This is a genomic window from Ferrimonas aestuarii, assembly GCF_005116665.1.
Lineage (GTDB): Bacteria > Pseudomonadota > Gammaproteobacteria > Enterobacterales > Shewanellaceae > Ferrimonas > Ferrimonas aestuarii.
The window spans coordinates 345,279-362,598 of sequence record NZ_SWCJ01000003.1 but is presented as its reverse complement, the minus strand read 5'-3'; the positions used below and the strand labels follow the sequence as shown (position 1 = coordinate 362,598).

Genomic DNA, 17,320 nt, shown 5'->3' with positions numbered 1-17,320 from the left:
GGTTAGGCTCCGGTTTGCACTAGGGGTGAAAGGCTGTCAAACAGCTGTTGGTATGCGGCTTCGGCTTGGGAAGCGTCGTCGCCAAACAACTGATTAATAAGAGTTGGGGTGGCAAGTTTTGGATCGTATTCGATGATCAAACTTGCGCTTGAGCTGTGGAGATCAAAATTGTGGATCGCTGGGAATGCCGCGATGGCATCGTGCCAGCGTTTGATCTGAAGTTGAGCAAATTGGGTCACCAATATCGACTTAAATTTAAGTCGAATTCGCCCAGGTATGTGATGGGCGATGGTGACCGATTGCCGCAGTGTTGCCAATTCATTTACAGAAAGGGTCATAGTATCAATTTGATAGATAATGCATCAGCGAATTTTTACACGAACTACAGGGTTGGATTCTGATTTAGATCACAGAACCGTTTGTCATTTTAGGGAAATATGGAGTACCATAAATGCAAATCAATCTCATTGGCGGTTTCGGTATGTCGACCTACATTCATAAGACTCAAAAGCGGTTACGGATTCGTTCCGAATACATTTTAAGACATCCTCAGGAAGTCGCTGAGTTGATTGAACAGCTGCAGCAGGTCGATGCCATTCAGTCGGTGACTCACAAGCGTTTTGCTGGTTCCGTTGCCATTGTGTTCGATGACCAACAGATGGATGCCGATACGCTGCTGGAAACCGTTGAGAGCCATGGTTGGCTTCGCAGTGAGAACCACGCCGCCTTTGTTGAGAATGCGGTGAAAAGCGGCTCTAAAACCTTAGTGAAAGGCGTTGCCATGATGGCTTTAAAGCGCGCTGCTGGCCCAGTACTGTCGAGGGCGTTGAGCTTCGCTTAAATGAGATAAGATTGAATTGATTTGCAAAACGGGCCCTCATCTGAGGGTCCGTTTTGGTATGTAATGCTTGGTGGGGGAAAGCCGAATTATCCCGCGAGGGCGAATTTTTTCATGGCGCACTTACACAGGCCACCCATCTGAGCCGGGCAGCGTTTGCAGGGAGGCGACTTGAGCGGCAATCTAGCAATGGCGGCAGCGTTACTGCCGGGCACGCCGGAGTTGGCAGAAGCTTGTTGAGATAGAGAGGGGGCGACAGAGCCCAACTGAATGCTGGGGGCGTCATCAAACCAAGACAGCAGCGGTGAAAAGGGCACCAGCAGTTCACGAGCCATGGCTTCACCGGTTTGCCGGCCGACCTGCTTGAGATCGCCGGTAAACGTCGGATCCAGTTTTAGGCGACGTTGACTCTGGGTGGCCGCAAAGTACTTGCCCTTTTTGGCGATCTTCTTCAGCTGCTTTATCGACGACATACTAACCGCTAATAATTCTCATTTACCATGTGGTCAGTGTAATGATTTTTATCGCCGCTGCAATCACAACCGGTAAATAACCCAGCAAAGAAGTTGGTCTTCTCACTGACTAACGTTCAAATGTGACGAATTACTAGGGCCTGTTTATCTTTGGAGATGAAATTTTGGTCTAGGATAACGGCTTTTAATCAAGGAAAACGATTGATGGCATAGTGGTTCTACGTTGAAATCGTTTGACGCAGAGTAGAAGCCGTTAGTCAGACCCCGTAGGGCGCCTAGAAACTGATTGTTTACCATCTAATCTGTCATAAGCGGTTAAATTCAGAATAAAAATGCCAATTTGTGGCGCAAAAATGAGCTCGAAAGGTCAACAGGCCCTACTTTAATCCCAGCCGTTTCGCCAATCGGTGCAGGTTACCTGGATCTAGGTTGAGGGCTCGGGCGCAGGCGGACCAATTGCCATGGTTCTGGTTAAGCTGGTATTCAATCTGCTGGCGCTGAAAGGCATCGGTGGCCTGTTTGAGATCCGTGACCGCAGGCAGCGGTGTTGATGCAGCAGGCAGAGCGGTTACTGGTGCCGCTTGGCTTGCCTCTAGCATTAAATGCTGCGGATCAATTATGACCTGGCTTGATGAGCCTAGTTGGCTGGATTGGGCGCGGGCGATCACCGCTGCCCGGCGGATGCAGTGCTCGAGTTCACGTACGTTGCCGGGCCAAGGGTTTTGGCTCAGTCGCTGCTGGGCTTCATCACTGATGCTGAGCTGCGTCAGAGCTAGCTGACTGCGGCACCGCTCCAGAAATAGGTCGGTGAGCAAGGCAACGTCGTCTCCACGCTCTGACAGTGGCGGTACACTAAGAGGGAAGACACTGAGGCGATGATAGAGATCGGCACGAAAATTACCGTCGACCACCTCCTGTTTTAGGTTGCGATTGGTGGCGGCGATGATGCGAACGTCGATCTTTAGGGCTTTATCCTCCCCCACTCGCTGTAGATCGCCGTATTGCAGTACTCGAAGCAGTTTGGCCTGCAGGGGCAGCGACAGTTCGCCAATCTCATCCAGAAATAGGGTGCCACCATCCGCCAGCTCGAACTTGCCTTTGCGGTTGCTGATGGCGCCGGTAAATGCGCCTTTAACGTGTCCAAACAGTTCACTTTCCGCCACCGATTCCGGCAAGGCGGCACAGTTGAGGTACACCATCTCCTTGTCGGCTCGGGCAGACTGTTTGTGAATCGCCTGTGCCACCAACTCCTTACCGGTGCCGGTCTCTCCCAGAATCAGGGCATTCAGATCGCTGCTGGCCACTACGGCGATCTCCTGCTTGAGGGTTTGCATTGGCACCGACTGACCGATGATCTCTACGCTGTGGCTCACCGCAGGGCGCTCGGCGCTGCGCTCGCTGTCTTGCTGCAGCAGTGCACTGTGCAGGCTGGCTGCCGCAAGGGCGGCGATGGCACGCAGATCATCGTCGCTGTAGTTGGCGAACTGGTTTTCATCGAACCCATCGATGGTCAGTGCACCGACTAGATGCTCATTAACCAGCAGTGGCAAGCCAATGCAAGCGTGCACTTTTAACTTGCCTTGATGGCTAGGGATCAGGCCATCGTAGGGATCCGCTAGATCGCTGTTTGCGGGAAAGCGCACCACGTCTCCGGCTCGGGCGATCGCTTCCAATCTGGGGTGGTCGCTTAGGGTGAAGCGGCGACCCATCACCTCGTTTGCCAGTCCGTTGAGCGCTAGGGGCACGAACTGCTGCTGCTCAAACAGAAGCAGAGCAGTGGCATCGCAATGAAGCCGTTGATGGATGGTGGTCAGCAGGCGCTGAAAGCGATCTTCGGCGCCGATGCCCGACGTTAGGTCTTGAGCGAGGGCGGTAAAGTCATGCAGAGACAGGGTCATAGGCGCAAATCTTGTCAAAATCACAATGGTGTGTCGAAATGACTATAGTTGCCTATTGTCATTTCGACAATGGTTGTTTTCATGTTTTCTTTAAAATCAATAAGATAAAAATTGGCACGCTTCCTGATATACCAAAGACAGACATTCACTATTGAAGTTGGAGGCTAACACCGAGTTAGCGCTCGTTGGCCTCCCCACTTACTCATTTGGTTTTAAGGTAGTAACAGATGGCGATTCACGTAAAAAACAACGTCACTTGGGTTGGGCAGCGAGACTGGGAGGTTCGCGATTTTCACGGTACGGAGTACCACATGACCAAGGGAACCAGCTACAACAGCTATCTGATTCAGGAAGAAAAGACCGTTCTGATCGACACCGTTGATCACCGCTTTAGCATGGAGTTTGTGCGTAACCTTGAGCAAGAAATCGATCTCAATAAGATTGACGCCATCATCATCAACCATGGGGAAGAGGATCACGCCGGTGCGCTGGCGGCCCTGCTGGAGCGCATACCTGGCACACCTATCTACTGTACTGCCGCTGCTATCGATTCGTTGACTGGCCACCACCATCGTCCCGATTGGAACTTTAACGTGGTTAAGACCGGTGACAGTTTCGATATGGGTAACGGCAAGCAACTGATCTTCATTGAAGCACCGATGTTGCACTGGCCTGACAGCATGATGACCTACTTAACTGAAGACGCAGTGCTGTTCAGCAACGACGCCTTTGGTCAGCACTATTGTGATGAGCGTTTGTTTAACGACGAAGTGGATCAAGGGGAGTTGATGGAGCAGTGCTTGCGTTACTACTCCAACATCTTAACGCCCTTTAGCCCGCTGGTGACCGCCAAGATTAAAGAGGTGCTGAGCTTTAATGTACCGGTATCGATGATTGCCACTTCCCATGGCATTGTTTGGCGCGACAACCCAGTGCAGATCATCGAGAAGTATCTGGAATGGGCCGACAACTATCAGGAAGATCGCATCACCTTGGTGTATGACTCTATGTCCAACAACACCCGCATGATGGCAGATGCCATTGCCCAAGGGATTCACGATGTGGATCCTGGCGTTGCGGTGAAGGTGTTTAACGTCAGTCGCCACGATAAAAACGAGATTTTGGCCAATGTGTTTCGCTCTAAAGCGGTGCTGATGGGCAGCTCCACCATGAATAACGTGATGATGCCTAAAGTTGCCGCCATGCTGGAAGAGATGACCGGTCTGCGATTTAAAAACAAACATGCTGCGGCTTTTGGCAGCTACGGCTGGAATGGCGGTGCGGTAGACCGCATTCATAAGCGTCTGATTGAGTGTGGCTTTGATACCGCCGACAGCATCAAGACCAAGTGGCGCCCAGATGGCTCAGCCTTGAAGGCGTGCCGTGAGCATGGCCGTCAACTGGCTCGCCAGTGGTCTTATGATGAGCAGATCAAAGCTGAGCCAGCGCAATCGACTCAGTGCGGCAGCGCCAATGGGAAAGATCTAGGAGATAGCATGCTGTGCACCGTGTGCCAGTGGGTGTATGACCCAGCACAGGGTGAGCCTAATCAGCAGGTTGCCCCTGGTACGCCGTGGGCGGATGTGCCGAATGCTTTCCTGTGCCCTGAGTGCGGGTTGGGCAAAGAGGTGTTTGAGATCATTGCTAGCAGCAAGGGTGAAGCCGCATGAGTGCACCAGTAACCTCAGAAGCGCCTTTGGTGATCATCGGCAGCGGCTTCGCGGCGCTGTCGTTGATTCGGGCAATTCGCCGAACCGATAACAAATTGCCCATCACCCTTATCTGTGGCGACAGTGGCGATGACTATCATAAACCGGATTTGAGCCATGTCTTTAGCAACAAACAGTGCGCCGAAGAGCTGGTAAAGCAGCCTGCTGCCGATTGGGCTAAACAGCTGAATGTCAAGGCAATAACCAACACTTGGGTAACGGCGATTGATGCTACTCAAAAAGTCGTTAGCTGGGATGGCGGCGCTTTGGAATACGGCAAGTTGGTATTGGCAACAGGCGCCAGTGCCATTGTACCGCCGGTTCCAGGCTCTGAGCTGCTGCATACCTTCAACAGTTTGCAGGAGTTCCGTCACAGCGAAGCCAAATTGGATGCTGCCAAAACGGTGTTGGTGGTTGGTGCTGGGCTCATTGGCACCGAGCTGGCGATGGATCTGGCTCGCAGCGGCCGCAAGGTGTTGTTGCTGGATCAAGCCCACAGCGTACTGCCGAACCTGATGCCCGCCATGGTGGCGACGCCGCTTGCGCAATCGCTGCGGGATCTCGGGGTGGAGCTACTGCTAAGCCGCCAACTTCAGGCTCTGAACCAACATGATGAAGGGGTAAGTGCCATCGTTTCTGGTCAGGTCTTGCCAGTGGATGCGGCCATCGCCGCCATCGGCCTAAAGCCTAATGTGCACCTTGCCAGAGCCATGGGGGCCGAGGTGAATCGAGGCATCGTGGTGGATGCAAAGCTTCAAACCAGCATAGAGGGTGTGTACGCCCTTGGGGATTGCGCCGAGATTGAGGGACAGGTTCGCCCTTATTTGCAACCGGCGATGCTGGCGGCCAACGCCTTGGCTAAGACGTTGTTGGGTCAACCAACGTCACTGAAACTTCCGGCGGCGCTCATCAAAGTGAAGACTCCGGCGCTGCCGATGCAGCTGGCGGGCAATACCTTTGAGAGCAGCAACTGGCAGATTGAAACCGACGCCCAAGGGCTGAATGCCAAGGCCAGTAATGGTTTTGGCAAGCTGCAAGGTTTTGTGGTGAGCGAAGCCCACCAAGCGGGCGCCATCAAGTTGTTACAGCAACTAAATCAATGAATTCAACACCGACCTTTTAAAAGGAGCTTGTTATGAGCCATCTACGCATTCCTAAACACTGGACCATCCGTCGCTCTACACCGTTTTTTACTAAGGAGACGGTCCCTGCTGCACTATTGTCCCACCACAACACTGCCGCTGGGGTATTTGGTCAGTTGGTGGTGATGGAGGGCTGCGTAACCTACTTTGGCTTTGCTGATGAGCACGCTACCGAGCATGAGATGTCTGTAACCATCGAGGCTGGTCAGTTTGCGACTAGCCCGCCTCAATATTGGCATCGCATTGAGCTATCAGATGACGCCCAATTCAATATCAACTTTTGGTCTGAGCCTGGTGAAGAGATGGGAGAGCACCCACTGTATAACACCAAGAGTTAAACCGCAGAAACTAAGTAATAGGTAAGAGAAAAGCCTGCATTGATGCAGGTTTTTCGATTTCGCGTATATGAAGTAAGGCGAGGCCCTTGAATTAGGTGTTACGCCATCCTATCAATTGGATGGTGCCACAATAACTTGTGTGGATGGCGTTAGAGAAATGGGTCTGTGATTCCACAGACCCATGGTTTTAACCTTGAAACTCGCAAAGTACACCTTCTGTGGTGCTAGAGGTACAGCACATAGTACCGATTTCAGTTTCATGGCAAGCGGCAGTTAAAGAGGAAGAAAAGCCAGCGGTGGCCAAAAGGGTTCCAAACATTACACCGAGTACTTTTTTGTTTAAAGTCATGAGCATTTCCTTATGGATGATATTTTTAATTAAGAGTTTATCTTTGATAAAGCGGTATTAGTCTATTTTCAACATCATACTTGAGTCAATGTGGTCAGCGAAATACAGAGAACGCCTAAACTTGGTTCTTGCTGTAAATTTTTATTTCTGTTTCTTTATTTTGGGTAACTTCTTTGGCGAAGATTGCATTTAAATTTGAACGTTGATTTTTACTTCGCAAGCTTATGTTAATTGGATGGTGGGTTGGGTTTTGCGCTAGGGGCTGTGGTGGCCTGCTTTGGGGCTTGCTGATGACAATGGTTGTGGAAAAGCCTAGTCAGCTTCAATTTTTAATGGGCAGTCATTGTTTATTGAGGGGTGGCGTTTAATTATTCTCTGCTTTTTAGTTGGAATTTAAGATTTTTCATTGGTTATTAAATAGTTTTATTAATTGTTTTGGTTTGCAACTCTATAATTTCTGCATCTTATTGTATTTTATTTCTCACGTTCTGTTTGGGTTATTGCGCATCCTTGTGATGGGTTATCTCTTACTAATGGGTGGGTCGGTACTCCCATATTGTAAAGTGTCTTTCGTTATTACCTTTATACACCCGAGGTTGAAAAGGGCGTCAACCTCGGTGTGTAAACTAAGAGCTATGTTGTTAGGCTGCGAATCAGCTGTCCGTAGGGTACTGATGCCAGCGCTCCAAAGCCTGCCATTTGGCGGGCTTTGACTTTGGTGAGCCACGGGCTTGGCAGGCCAATTAGGAAGCGGGCGGCCAGAGTTTCAGACAATGGCATTTGGTATTGTTTCTCAATGGCCTCTTGCAGTGGTGACAGCCACTGCCCCAGTTGATTGGCATCGGGCACCGACGCTGTTGATGTGTCGGGAAGCGCTGCCGCTTGGCCTCGACAGGCGGAGCAGTGGCCGCAGCGCTTAGGCACTTGAGTGTCGCCAAAGTAACCCGCCAGAGCGTGGCTCAAGCAGTGAGGCTCCTGCAGCAGGCTAAGCATGTTATCGATGCGAGCCACTTCGCTTGCCTCTTTGGATTGGAACTGTTCGAGAAGCTGTTGGGCCAATTGCTCCAGATCCGGCAGCGGCAGTCGAACCTTGTAGACTTCGGTCATCTGTTTCGATTGCAGCTCCAGCCACTGTTTTTGTTCCAGATATTCCAGTGCGGCCATGGCGCGGCTGCGCTGGGCGCCATAGGCTTGGAACAGACCATCAAAATCGGGCTGATGCCAGGTTCTCGCTTTGGGTGAGTGCTGCATCACCGCCTCTAAGAATTGGCGGCGTTCGCCTTCAAACTGGGCCAGCATCGGCTCAATTTCGCCCTTCATTTTAAAGCGCACATCGGCAAAAAAGCTGTAGCTGGGCTCAAGAATGCCCGCCATCTCTAGGTACACCAGCAGGGTCTTAAGTGGCAGCGGTCGAATGTTGGTTTGGTTACTCAAAGGCAGTGCCAGCAATTGCCACTCGGGGCCGGCCTCGGCGATCTCCTGCAACACCGCTCGAATGGAGCCCAGCTCCGGGGTATCGCCATAAACAAAGTTCTCTAGCACCGAGCGGTTGGCGGTGTTGGCTAGCAGCAGGCAGTTTGAAGGTTCGCCATCACGACCTGCACGGCCGATCTCTTGGGAGTAGTTTTCGATGGACTTGGGCAGATCGTAATGCACCACGTGGCGGATGTTGGCTTTATCAACTCCCATACCAAAGGCGATGGTGGCCACCATGACATCCACTTGATTCGCCATGAACTGAGTCTGCAGCGCTTGGCGACGGTCATGATCCATCCCAGCGTGATAAGCGCTGGCGTTAATTCCTTGAGACTGGAGAAATTGAGCCACGTCGTCGGCGCTGTTTTGCTGAGTCACGTAGACGATGCTTGGCTGATTCGGGTATTGGCTTAGGTACTGGCTAAGGTAGGTCAGGCGCTGCTGTTCATCAATGGCCACCACATTGAGATCCAAATTCGGACGATAGAAGCCGGTGGTGATCACCTTGTCGCGCTGCAGGTCGAACTTAGCCGCCATATCGTCAATGACCTGTGGCGTGGCGGTGGCGGTCAACAGCAACACTTGAGGGATTTTTAGCCAGCGGCGGTAGTGAGGCAGCTTGAGGTAATCGGGGCGGAAGTTGTGACCCCACTCGGAGATACAGTGGGCTTCATCCACCACCAGCAGTGAGATTGAGATCTGGCTGATGAAACGGCGAAAGCGCTCGTTCTTCAGCCGTTCAACGGAGATCATCAAGATCTTAATCTCGCCCTGACGTACTTGCTGCATCACCGCTTGTGACTGTTCAAAACTCTGGCTGGAGTCGATGCTGGCGGCGGCGATCCCTTTGGATTTTAGAAACGCCAATTGATCCTGCATCAGTGCCAGTAGGGGAGAGATCACCAAGGTTAGGTTAGGCAGCGCAATGGCTGGCAGCTGATAACACAGCGATTTGCCTGAGCCCGTTGGAAAGATGGCGGCGACGCTGTTTCCATTCAGCAAGGCTTCCACCACAGGTTGCTGACCTGGGCGAAATTCTGAGAAACCGAAGTGTTGTTGTAACAGCTGCGTTGGCATGCCGAGCTCCCTGTTGTGCAGTGACTGGATAAGCCTATCCTCTCCTGCGGGTGACAAGTGTGATTTGGTGTAACTCCATGTGAGCGGAGGCTAAGGTATCACAGAACTCAACATTGACCGGCTATTGATAAATCGGCAGTCTGAATAATCTACGTTATTCAAGCCAAAGGAGGGCCGATGGACTATTTCAATCAGCGCAGTGAGCGCCTCTATTACCGAGCGTTAACCTTAGATGACATCCCAGCATGGGAGCGGTTTTTCCATGGTAATCCGACGGTGCGATTTCTTGGAATTCCGGCGGGTTTGTCTGAGCTTGAGATAGCCACGCTGTGGATCGAAACCAGTCTCGAGCGCAATCAGCAACAGGGATTGGGTTATCTGGCGGTGCATGAGATAGCCACCGACGCCTTTATCGGCATGGTTGGGATTTTGCCTAGGCCAGACTTTGAGGGTTGGGATGAATATGAGATTGGCTATTCACTGCTAAACGATTTCCAGGGTAAGGGCTACGCCACTGAGGCAGCACAGCAGATGCGGCGTTTTGGTGAGCAACAGATCGACTGTCGCCGTTTTATCTCCATCATTCATGAGGAAAACGAGCCCTCAAAGCGGGTGGCTGAACGCAATGGCATGAGTTTGTTATTTCGTACCGACTACAAAGAGATGCCGGTGCAGGTGTATGGCACCGGCGAACGAACGCTGAAATAGAGTTAGCCTCGAGTGTGCTTAAACTCCGTCAGACGCTTGATACGGCGCTTGCTAAGCTCGGCCTTGATTGCTGGGCCCTTAAAGCCTTCCTCGACGATGGGGCGCACTTGTACCTCGTTGGCAATAGTGAGTGCTTGGTTGAGATAGTCCGCTTGAGGATAGGGCTTATCTTTCAGCCCCTGCCTGCCTTGGGCATCCGCTTGGCATACCAGTAGAAACTGCTGAAAGCGATCAGGCTTACGCCAAGCATCCACTTTGTCGAAGAGTTTCAATAAGGTGGCCGGTTTCAGTTCCAGAGCCCGATGTCCATTTAGGTGCTGAGCACAGGAGATCTGAGCTAACTCCCTGCAAGCATTGGTGACCTTAAGTCTTTCACACAACTGTTTAAGCGGGGCTAGGCCTCGTTGTTCGTGCATGATGTGGCGAGGTAGTTCCTCTTCAGGGGTTAACGCTTTGCCCAAATCGTGGGTCAGCGCAGCAAAGCGCACCGTTAGCTCGGGGGAGAGCTCTGCGGCTCGCTCCAGAGTGAGGTAGGTGTGCTCAAGGGAGTCGATCTCTGGGTGATGGGCTTGCGGCTGAGGCACACCCCGTAACAAGGCCAGCTCAGGCATCAAGGCGTTGAGGGCGCCGCAGGACTCCAACACCTCAAAGTAGACCCGAGGCGTTGGGCCGCAAAGGGCACGCTCGGTCTCCTGCCACACTCGCTCAGGAGTAAGGTGCGACAGCTCGCCGGACTCTGCCAGTTGCTGCATCAAGGTCAGAGTTTCTGGTGCGACCGTAAACCCAAGGTGATGAAACCGAGCCGCAAAACGCGCCACTCGCAACACGCGCAGCGGGTCTTCCACAAAGGCTTCGGAAACATGGCGTAGCACTCGGCGCTCAATATCTTGCTGGCCTCCGTAGGGGTCAATTAGGCTGCCATCTTGCGCTTCGGCAATGGCATTAACCGTAAGGTCTCGGCGGATCAGATCCTCGTCCAGAGTCACATTCGGATCGGCACAGATCTCAAAGCCGGTGTAGCCGTGACCCGCTTTGCGCTCGGTGCGAGCCAGTGCATATTCTTGGTGGCTTTTGGGGTGCAAAAATACGGGGAAACTTTTGCCTACCTGTTCATAGCCAAGGTCGAGCATCTGTTGTGGGGTTGCGCCCACCACCACATGATCTCGGTCTTTAATTTCGAGCCCCAATAACCGATCGCGAACGGCGCCACCCACCAAGTAAATTTGCACGTTTTGCTCCTGAATCTTTTAACTGGGTCATTATACGGCCAGTGGCCTTTGACAAGCCACCGGTCAGCCCTTACCTTGGGGCAAAATCGAACAAATGAAGTTTTCTCATTAGGGGCGCCGCAACTTTCCGCCAAGGACAGCACGCCCTAAGGCAATAGGGCTTATGTACAAAGGCTTTTATGGGTTATCGGAGAGTCCATTCTCCATCGCGCCTAACCCGGCATTTCTATTTTTAAGTGAACGACACCGTGAAGCGTTGGCTCACCTGACCTATGGGTTGGGGGAACACGGTGGCTTTGTGCTGTTGACCGGAGAGGTGGGGACTGGCAAAACCACGGTGTCTCGCAGTTTGCTGGCTCAGTTGCCCGACCACACCGACACCGCTTTCATCTTAAACCCTGCCCTGACAGAGCTTGAGCTGCTGGCCACGCTATGTGATGAACTGCATATTGAGTATCAAGCGGAGCCAACCTTAAAGCAGCTTACCGATCGCATCAGCGAATTTTTGCTGAAAAACCATAAAGCTGGTCGCAATACGGTGATGATCATCGATGAGGCGCAGCACTTAAAACCTGAAGTGCTGGAACAGCTTCGATTGCTCACCAATCTGGAAACCGATACCAGAAAGCTGCTGCAGGTGATCCTTATCGGGCAGCCGGAATTGCAAGAGTTGTTGCAGCGCCGAGAGCTGCGCCAGTTGGCTCAGCGCATTACCGCCCGTTACCACCTATTGCCTTTGAACTTAGAAGAGGTGGCTTTCTATGTTCAACATCGTCTTCAGGTAGCCGGTCGAGCTCAGCCGCTGTTTAAGCGCGGTGCCATTAAAGCCCTGCACCAATACAGTGGCGGCGTTCCCCGAGTCATCAACCTGTTGTGTGAACGGGCGTTAATGGGCGGTTTTGCCCACCAGAAGATTCACCTTGGCCGCAACGAAGTGGAAGCGGCGGCATCGGAAGTGCTTGGCATTAAAGCCAAGACTCGCGGGCGCTTGCCATTTGTCGCGGCGAGCGTGGCCTCGGCAATTGCGGCGGTGATGGCTGTGGTGCTGCTGATGCCTCGTCCAGAGCTCACACCAGCAGAGGCACCGGCTCCCGTAGCCGAGACACCCTCTCTTACTCAGTATCAGGACAGTTTAAGCGCATATCAGGCGCTGATTCACCATTGGGGAGTGGCCATTCCCGCCAATGATCCCTGTGAGTATGTCAAAACCGAACAGCTTGCCTGTTTTGAAGGGCAGGGCGGTTGGCGACAGCTGCTGAGTTTTGATTACCCAGCCGTGATTCGACTGCGTGATGACGATGGCACACCGGTGTATGGGGCGCTGCTATCGCGTTCGTCCGAGCAACCACAACGCTATAGCGTGCAGTTTGGCAATCGCCTGATGAGCGTCAGTGAGTCATGGTTAATTAGCCACTTCGACGGTGAATTCACTTTGATTTGGCAGCAAAATGGCGATCTACCAGCCACCTTGGACAAGGATGCCAGCCTCGCGCAGCTGCAGTGGCTTGAAAATCAGTTGGGGCCAATTCAGGGGCGAAGCACACGAATTTTGTCTGAGTTTGATGCCGAGCTTGAGCAGCAGTTAACTGCCTTCCAGCGCCACTATGGTTTGACGCAATCAGGGATTGCCGATGGCCAGACGCTGGCGTTGGTGAGCCTGCTGAGCAGCACCCAGGGGCCAAGGTTGTCAGCCATTACCCCGACGACCGCCATGTTGAATAACCCAACTATTGAGGGCAATCGCTAATGTCATTTTTACTTGATGCGGTTGGCCGCGAAAAACAGGCTCAGGGGCAATTAGATGTTACCGCGCACTCGCCGGTTGCGCCAAAACCCCGTTCGGTATTGAGCCTTTATGGTCATTTTAGCTGGCCGATTGTAACCGCAGCCATTGTTGCTGCGGGCGCTTATGCTTGGCAAACTCGGCCTCTTCCGGAGCAACCACCTGTGGTGGCGGCGATTGCTGATGTGACGGTTACTGACACCGTCGATATGCCTATGCCCGTGGCCTTCATTGCGCCAAAACCAGAGCCCAAGCCGATGCCTAAAGCGGCTGAGCCGGAGCCGAAAGAGTACGTCTATTACCCGGAGTCGACCACGCCAGTTAGAGAGGCGCCAGCCAAGCCGCAACCGCAGCCGGCGCAGAAGGTGGCTCAAGCCAAACCTAAGGTTGAGACCGAAACTCGCATTGATGAACAGAAGCTGGCGGACAACGCCCTGCTGGCGGCTTTTCGAGCGGCTGTACAAGATACCGATTATCAGCAACAAGCTCAGCCACAGCGTCAGCCTCAACAGCAGTCTAAGCCTGAGCCCGCTGAAATGACGCCGCAGGAGCTGATGAACTTGAACCTAGCCGATTACAACAGCGGCGATTATCGCTCTCCTGAGCCAGAGCCGATGAGCGCTGAAGCACAGGCTCAAGCGATGGAGATGTCCGCTGAGCAATTGCTCGCGCAAGCTACGGTGAATTCGGTAACGGCCCAAGGACAGGCTCAGCCTGCAGCCCAATCGGCGCCAGATCTGTTTGCTGGTATCGCGCCTGAGTTAAGTGAGATGCCACTGGAGTTTCGAAAGAGCATGCCAGACATCAATATCACCGCTCATGTGTACTCTTCAGAGAACGACTCTCGGTGGTTGCGTGCCAATGGCCGAGAGGCGCAGGAGGGAGATCTGATTGCTCCAGGCGTTAAGGTCAAAGAGATTCAGCCTAATGCCGTGGTGCTGGAGAAAGAGGGGCAGGCTTTCACCGTGCCGCCGTTGGGTCAGTTGTAGTTGGAAAAAGAAGCGCCGTTGTAAGACGGCGCTATCAGATCTTGTGACTAAGCAGGCTCTAAAGGAACAGATCTCTTTTCAGTCTTGATAGGTGTTTGAGCTTCAATTGAATTTGCGATGTCACTTAGTTTTGCATTGAATTGTCGGCGACTTTTGGAGTAGTGCGCTTCCCTATGGCAATTTGGGCATAGCGCAATGACATTTGCAGGGTGATCTGGACCGCCGTCAGCAAGCCTTGTTAAATGATGCACCTCTAAATAAGGGCCATATTTTGTGTTGAATGGGGCATTTCTTTTACACCCCTCGCAGACACCATTCGCTCTATTTTTTGTATAGAGTTTTATTGCTTGGCTACGATTGCGATAGATAGCTAATCGCTCCTTGCTATTAGGCTTGCTTTCTGAAGAGTGTATCGCGGACTTCCTTAGCCGTTCCAAACTCCAGTTTTTTTTAGGCTCGAGCAGCAAGTCAGATTTTGGGATAGGTTTTAGTAATGGATCGTTTGATTCCTCAAGGCGCAACTGGAATATGATGGCATTTCGCCAGTCCCCATTTCGGTCTGGGCGAAGTGCGGTGCTGTGCCCTTCGTATTCAAAGAAGCCAACACAACGCACGTAGGCTTTTTTCGTCTGTTCGAATAGAACTAATTGCTTTTCATTTTGTTGATGCTTAAGTATGGCTGCGTTGCCTTTGTTCATTTGCATATCGCCAACTTGACCTTCGCCGGTATAGAGGTACATATCGTTACCGTCAAAATGATCGCTGTAGCCAAAGGCCTCACCGGAATTCCCGGTAATTAGAAATATGAAAGGACTGCCTTTCGGTGTTGAGATTCCTCCTCGACGCTGACCTCCGTAATTGTCATGAATGTCTCTTTGTCGATGGTATTCCTTACCAATTTCAAACACTTTGCGTTCCTGGTTAGTTACAGTGAGGGGTAAGTTAGCGTAAGTGATGAAATAAAAAAATGAATTAGATCAGTGTTTTGCTAGAAATGGATTCTGGCCGAGATCAAAAAAGGAGCCTTGCGGCTCCTTCGTGATTTCTTGAGGTGAGTTACACCTTGAACTGGTTCAGCAGGGCGTCCTGTTTGGTCACCATGTCTGATTGTTCTTGGGTATTGACGCTGGCGTGCTGCGCCGCCTGGGACACCTCTTCGGATAGCTCCTTGATGTTGAGCGTGCCTTTGTTGATGTCTTCGGCAACCAGGCTTTGTTCCTCTGCCGCAGAGGCGATCTGCATGTTCATGTCGGTGATGCGGGTAATGGCGTCACGGATCCGCTCCAGTGCTTGGCTGGATACGCTTGAGATTTCCACTGTGCTGGTGGCGACCTCTTTACTCTGTCCCATCACTTCTACCGCAGAACGGGAACCGGCTGCCAACTGGTCGATCATTTCGCGAATCTCTGAGGTGGACTGCTGAGTGCGTGAGGCCAATGTGCGAACCTCATCGGCCACCACGGCAAAGCCTCGACCTTGCTCACCGGCACGTGCAGCCTCAATGGCGGCGTTCAGTGCCAGTAGGTTGGTTTGATCGGCAATGTCGTTAATCACTGCCAAAATTGATTCGATGTTGTTGGTGGCTTTGGACACCTCTTGAACCACTTCCACGGCATGGTCAATTTGGCCGCTTAACTCTTCAATGGCGGTGGCGGTTCGGCTTACGGTATTCACCCCTTCATCCACAGAGTCTCTGGCTTCTTGAACGGCACCCGAGGCGCCTTGGGCGTTGCGAGCCACTTCGGTGGAGGTGGTGGCCATTTCATTCATGGCGGTGGCTAGCTGCTCAAGCTCTTGCAGCTGTTGCTCCATCGCTTGGCTGCTTTTCACAGCTCCTTCAGCGGTTTGGTGGGTGCCCTCTGAGATCGACTTTCCTAAGGTTTTCACCTCGAAAATCATGGCGCCGAGTTTGGTGCAGAAGCCGTTAAAGCTCTTGGCTAATTGGGCGAACTCTTCGTCGGTGTTGGTGTTCATGGTCTGAGTCAGGTCGCCGTCGCCGCTAGCGATGTCTTCCATGGCATCGTTGATGTCTTTTAGAGGTGCCATCAAACGGTTGATCAGCATGGTTAGGGCAAAGATGGCGATTAGAACCGCGATACCGGAGTAGATGATGGCGTTATTACGCAGTTCGTACTCGGTGGCATTGAGTTTGTTGACGTCCAGTGCAATTCCCAACTTCCAACCTAGGCTCGGCAGTTCGTAAAAGCTCAACTGAGTTTCTACGCCATCCACTTCGGTCATTTTGTTGCGACCTGAGAAGTCCACTTGATTACCAAATAATTGATTGGCGAGTTTTCCATGGAGGGCGTCGTCAGGATGAGTAATAAATTTATTGTCTCGAGTTAATAGGAATGCATACCCAGAATTGAGTAGATTAATGCTGTTAATTGATGCGCTAAGTTCTTTTAAACTTACATCCAAAAACATGGCGCCAATGAAACTGCCGTTTTGTTTCATTGGAACTCCGATGGAAACCAAGATTTCATTGGTTACCGAATCTGGGTAAGGTTCTGTAAATATAACGCTTTCTTTGCGTTTTGCTTCTTGGTACCAAGGGCGAGTACGAGAATCGTAATTATCCACTGGCTGCCAGTTGATGTCATTATCAATTAAGCTACCGTCAGATTCGAAACCAACACCAATTAATACAAAGAACTCTTTTAGCGAATTTTTGCTAATGACTCGCTCAATGCTGTCTTCAGATAGGTCATCTTCGATGAGATCCATGGCGTACCGAGCCATCTTGGCTTTGGTGGCCATGGTGTCCTCTAGGGAAGAGGCGATGCTACTGGCGAACTCAGTCACGCTGTTTTCGGTAAGCTGGTGGATGTTATTTTTAGCGGTAAGGTATTGATTGATCGATAACGCAGATAAGGCGAACAGCAGAATAGTGCATGATGCAAAAACGATCTTGGTCTTGAATTTCATAAGATAAACGCCCTTATTGCAACTTTATATAATTGTTTTACTTGCTAAATAATTTTAGTGACCAATAAATAGCATCAAGTTGTCTGATGCGTCATTTTGGTTAAATTCGTCACTTGTTTTGGTGATTTTATTGTATTTGTGGGTTGAATATTTGTGATGCTGTCATAGGGGGATGAGCAATTCAACTGAGCTGGATCACAATCTTGGGGCTAAAGAGAATACTAATTGAACAAATTTTATCAGGACGTTTGATGAGTCCTTGCAACTAACTGATCTAAGGTAATTTTTTAATATAAATAATATTTGAAATTACGCTTGTTGAGCTCTGTATTTATCTCAAATTTTTTCTTCAATAATTTTGTAGATTGGATACTGTCTTCCAT

At 51.4% G+C, this 17,320-nt stretch carries 14 protein-coding genes; 7 read left to right on the top strand and 7 right to left on the bottom strand.

The window, feature by feature from the left end:
- Positions 1-2: 2 nt before the first annotated feature.
- Positions 3-338, bottom strand: coding sequence for a hypothetical protein (locus FCL42_RS06530; protein ID WP_136862587.1), 336 nt, complete (start codon positions 336-338; stop codon positions 3-5).
- A gap of 113 nt (positions 339-451) precedes the next feature.
- Between FCL42_RS06530 and FCL42_RS06525 the strand changes: the two genes are divergently transcribed.
- Positions 452-841 carry an HMA2 domain-containing protein gene (locus tag FCL42_RS06525; RefSeq protein ID WP_205729233.1) on the top strand — a complete coding sequence of 130 codons (390 nt, stop codon included), beginning with the start codon at positions 452-454 and terminating at the stop codon, positions 839-841.
- An 86-nt stretch (positions 842-927) separates the two neighbouring features.
- On the opposite strand, the gene FCL42_RS06520 is transcribed toward FCL42_RS06525, so the two are convergent.
- Together FCL42_RS06520 and norR are read right to left on the bottom strand one after the other, a co-directional pair.
- On the bottom strand, positions 928-1,311 hold the full coding sequence (locus FCL42_RS06520) for a hypothetical protein (protein ID WP_136862586.1): 384 nt from the start codon (positions 1,309-1,311) through the stop codon (positions 928-930).
- Positions 1,312-1,688: 377 nt separating this feature from the next.
- Positions 1,689-3,209 carry a nitric oxide reductase transcriptional regulator NorR gene (norR, locus tag FCL42_RS06515; RefSeq protein ID WP_136862585.1) on the bottom strand — a complete coding sequence of 507 codons (1,521 nt, stop codon included), beginning with the start codon at positions 3,207-3,209 and terminating at the stop codon, positions 1,689-1,691.
- Between the two features lie 227 nt (positions 3,210-3,436).
- Here norR and norV point away from each other — a divergent pair, with 227 nt between their 5' ends.
- From norV to FCL42_RS06500, 3 genes are read left to right on the top strand one after another with little or no spacing between them, the layout of a single operon-like run.
- On the top strand, positions 3,437-4,879 hold the full coding sequence (gene norV, locus FCL42_RS06510) for an anaerobic nitric oxide reductase flavorubredoxin (protein ID WP_136862584.1): 1,443 nt from the start codon (positions 3,437-3,439) through the stop codon (positions 4,877-4,879).
- The gene (gene norW, locus FCL42_RS06505) at positions 4,876-6,021 is read left to right on the top strand and encodes an NADH:flavorubredoxin reductase NorW (protein ID WP_136862583.1); all 1,146 of its coding nucleotides are present in this window, start codon (positions 4,876-4,878) and stop codon (positions 6,019-6,021) included. The genes norV and norW overlap by 4 nt, the downstream gene beginning before the upstream one ends.
- Positions 6,022-6,053: 32 nt before the next feature.
- Positions 6,054-6,398: a DUF1971 domain-containing protein gene (locus tag FCL42_RS06500; RefSeq protein ID WP_136862582.1), complete on the top strand. Its 345-nt coding sequence runs from the start codon at positions 6,054-6,056 to the stop codon at positions 6,396-6,398.
- A gap of 982 nt (positions 6,399-7,380) precedes the next feature.
- Here FCL42_RS06500 and FCL42_RS06495 read toward each other — a convergent pair.
- Complete coding sequence (locus tag FCL42_RS06495) at positions 7,381-9,300, bottom strand: RecQ family ATP-dependent DNA helicase (protein ID WP_136862581.1); 1,920 nt, start codon at positions 9,298-9,300, stop codon at positions 7,381-7,383.
- A gap of 177 nt (positions 9,301-9,477) precedes the next feature.
- Here FCL42_RS06495 and FCL42_RS06490 point away from each other — a divergent pair, with 177 nt between their 5' ends.
- On the top strand, positions 9,478-10,008 hold the full coding sequence (locus tag FCL42_RS06490) for a GNAT family N-acetyltransferase (RefSeq protein ID WP_136862580.1): 531 nt from the start codon (positions 9,478-9,480) through the stop codon (positions 10,006-10,008).
- A gap of 2 nt (positions 10,009-10,010) precedes the next feature.
- Here the strand turns inward: FCL42_RS06490 and FCL42_RS06485 are convergent, their stop codons facing one another.
- Entirely contained in the window at positions 10,011-11,237 is a 1,227-nt protein-coding gene (locus tag FCL42_RS06485; protein WP_136862579.1) for a multifunctional CCA addition/repair protein, read from the bottom strand.
- Between the two features lie 163 nt (positions 11,238-11,400).
- On the opposite strand from FCL42_RS06485, the gene FCL42_RS06480 reads away from it, so the two are divergent.
- Together FCL42_RS06480 and FCL42_RS06475 are read left to right on the top strand one after the other, a co-directional pair.
- Positions 11,401-12,984: an ExeA family protein gene (locus FCL42_RS06480; RefSeq protein WP_136862578.1), complete on the top strand. Its 1,584-nt coding sequence runs from the start codon at positions 11,401-11,403 to the stop codon at positions 12,982-12,984.
- Positions 12,984-14,009 (top strand): general secretion pathway protein GspB, encoded by a 1,026-nt coding sequence (locus FCL42_RS06475; protein ID WP_136862577.1) that lies wholly within the window; start codon positions 12,984-12,986, stop codon positions 14,007-14,009. The genes FCL42_RS06480 and FCL42_RS06475 overlap by 1 nt, the downstream gene beginning before the upstream one ends.
- Before the next feature lie 47 nt (positions 14,010-14,056).
- Here FCL42_RS06475 and FCL42_RS06470 read toward each other — a convergent pair whose 3' ends face one another.
- Both FCL42_RS06470 and FCL42_RS06465 read right to left on the bottom strand, forming a co-directional pair.
- Positions 14,057-14,917, bottom strand: a complete 861-nt coding sequence (locus tag FCL42_RS06470) for an HNH endonuclease (RefSeq protein ID WP_136862576.1) — start codon at positions 14,915-14,917, stop codon at positions 14,057-14,059.
- Positions 14,918-15,065: 148 nt separating this feature from the next.
- A complete protein-coding gene (locus FCL42_RS06465; protein ID WP_136862575.1) occupies positions 15,066-16,937 on the bottom strand; it encodes a methyl-accepting chemotaxis protein in 1,872 nt (623 codons plus the stop codon).
- Between the last annotated feature and the right edge of the window lie 383 nt (positions 16,938-17,320).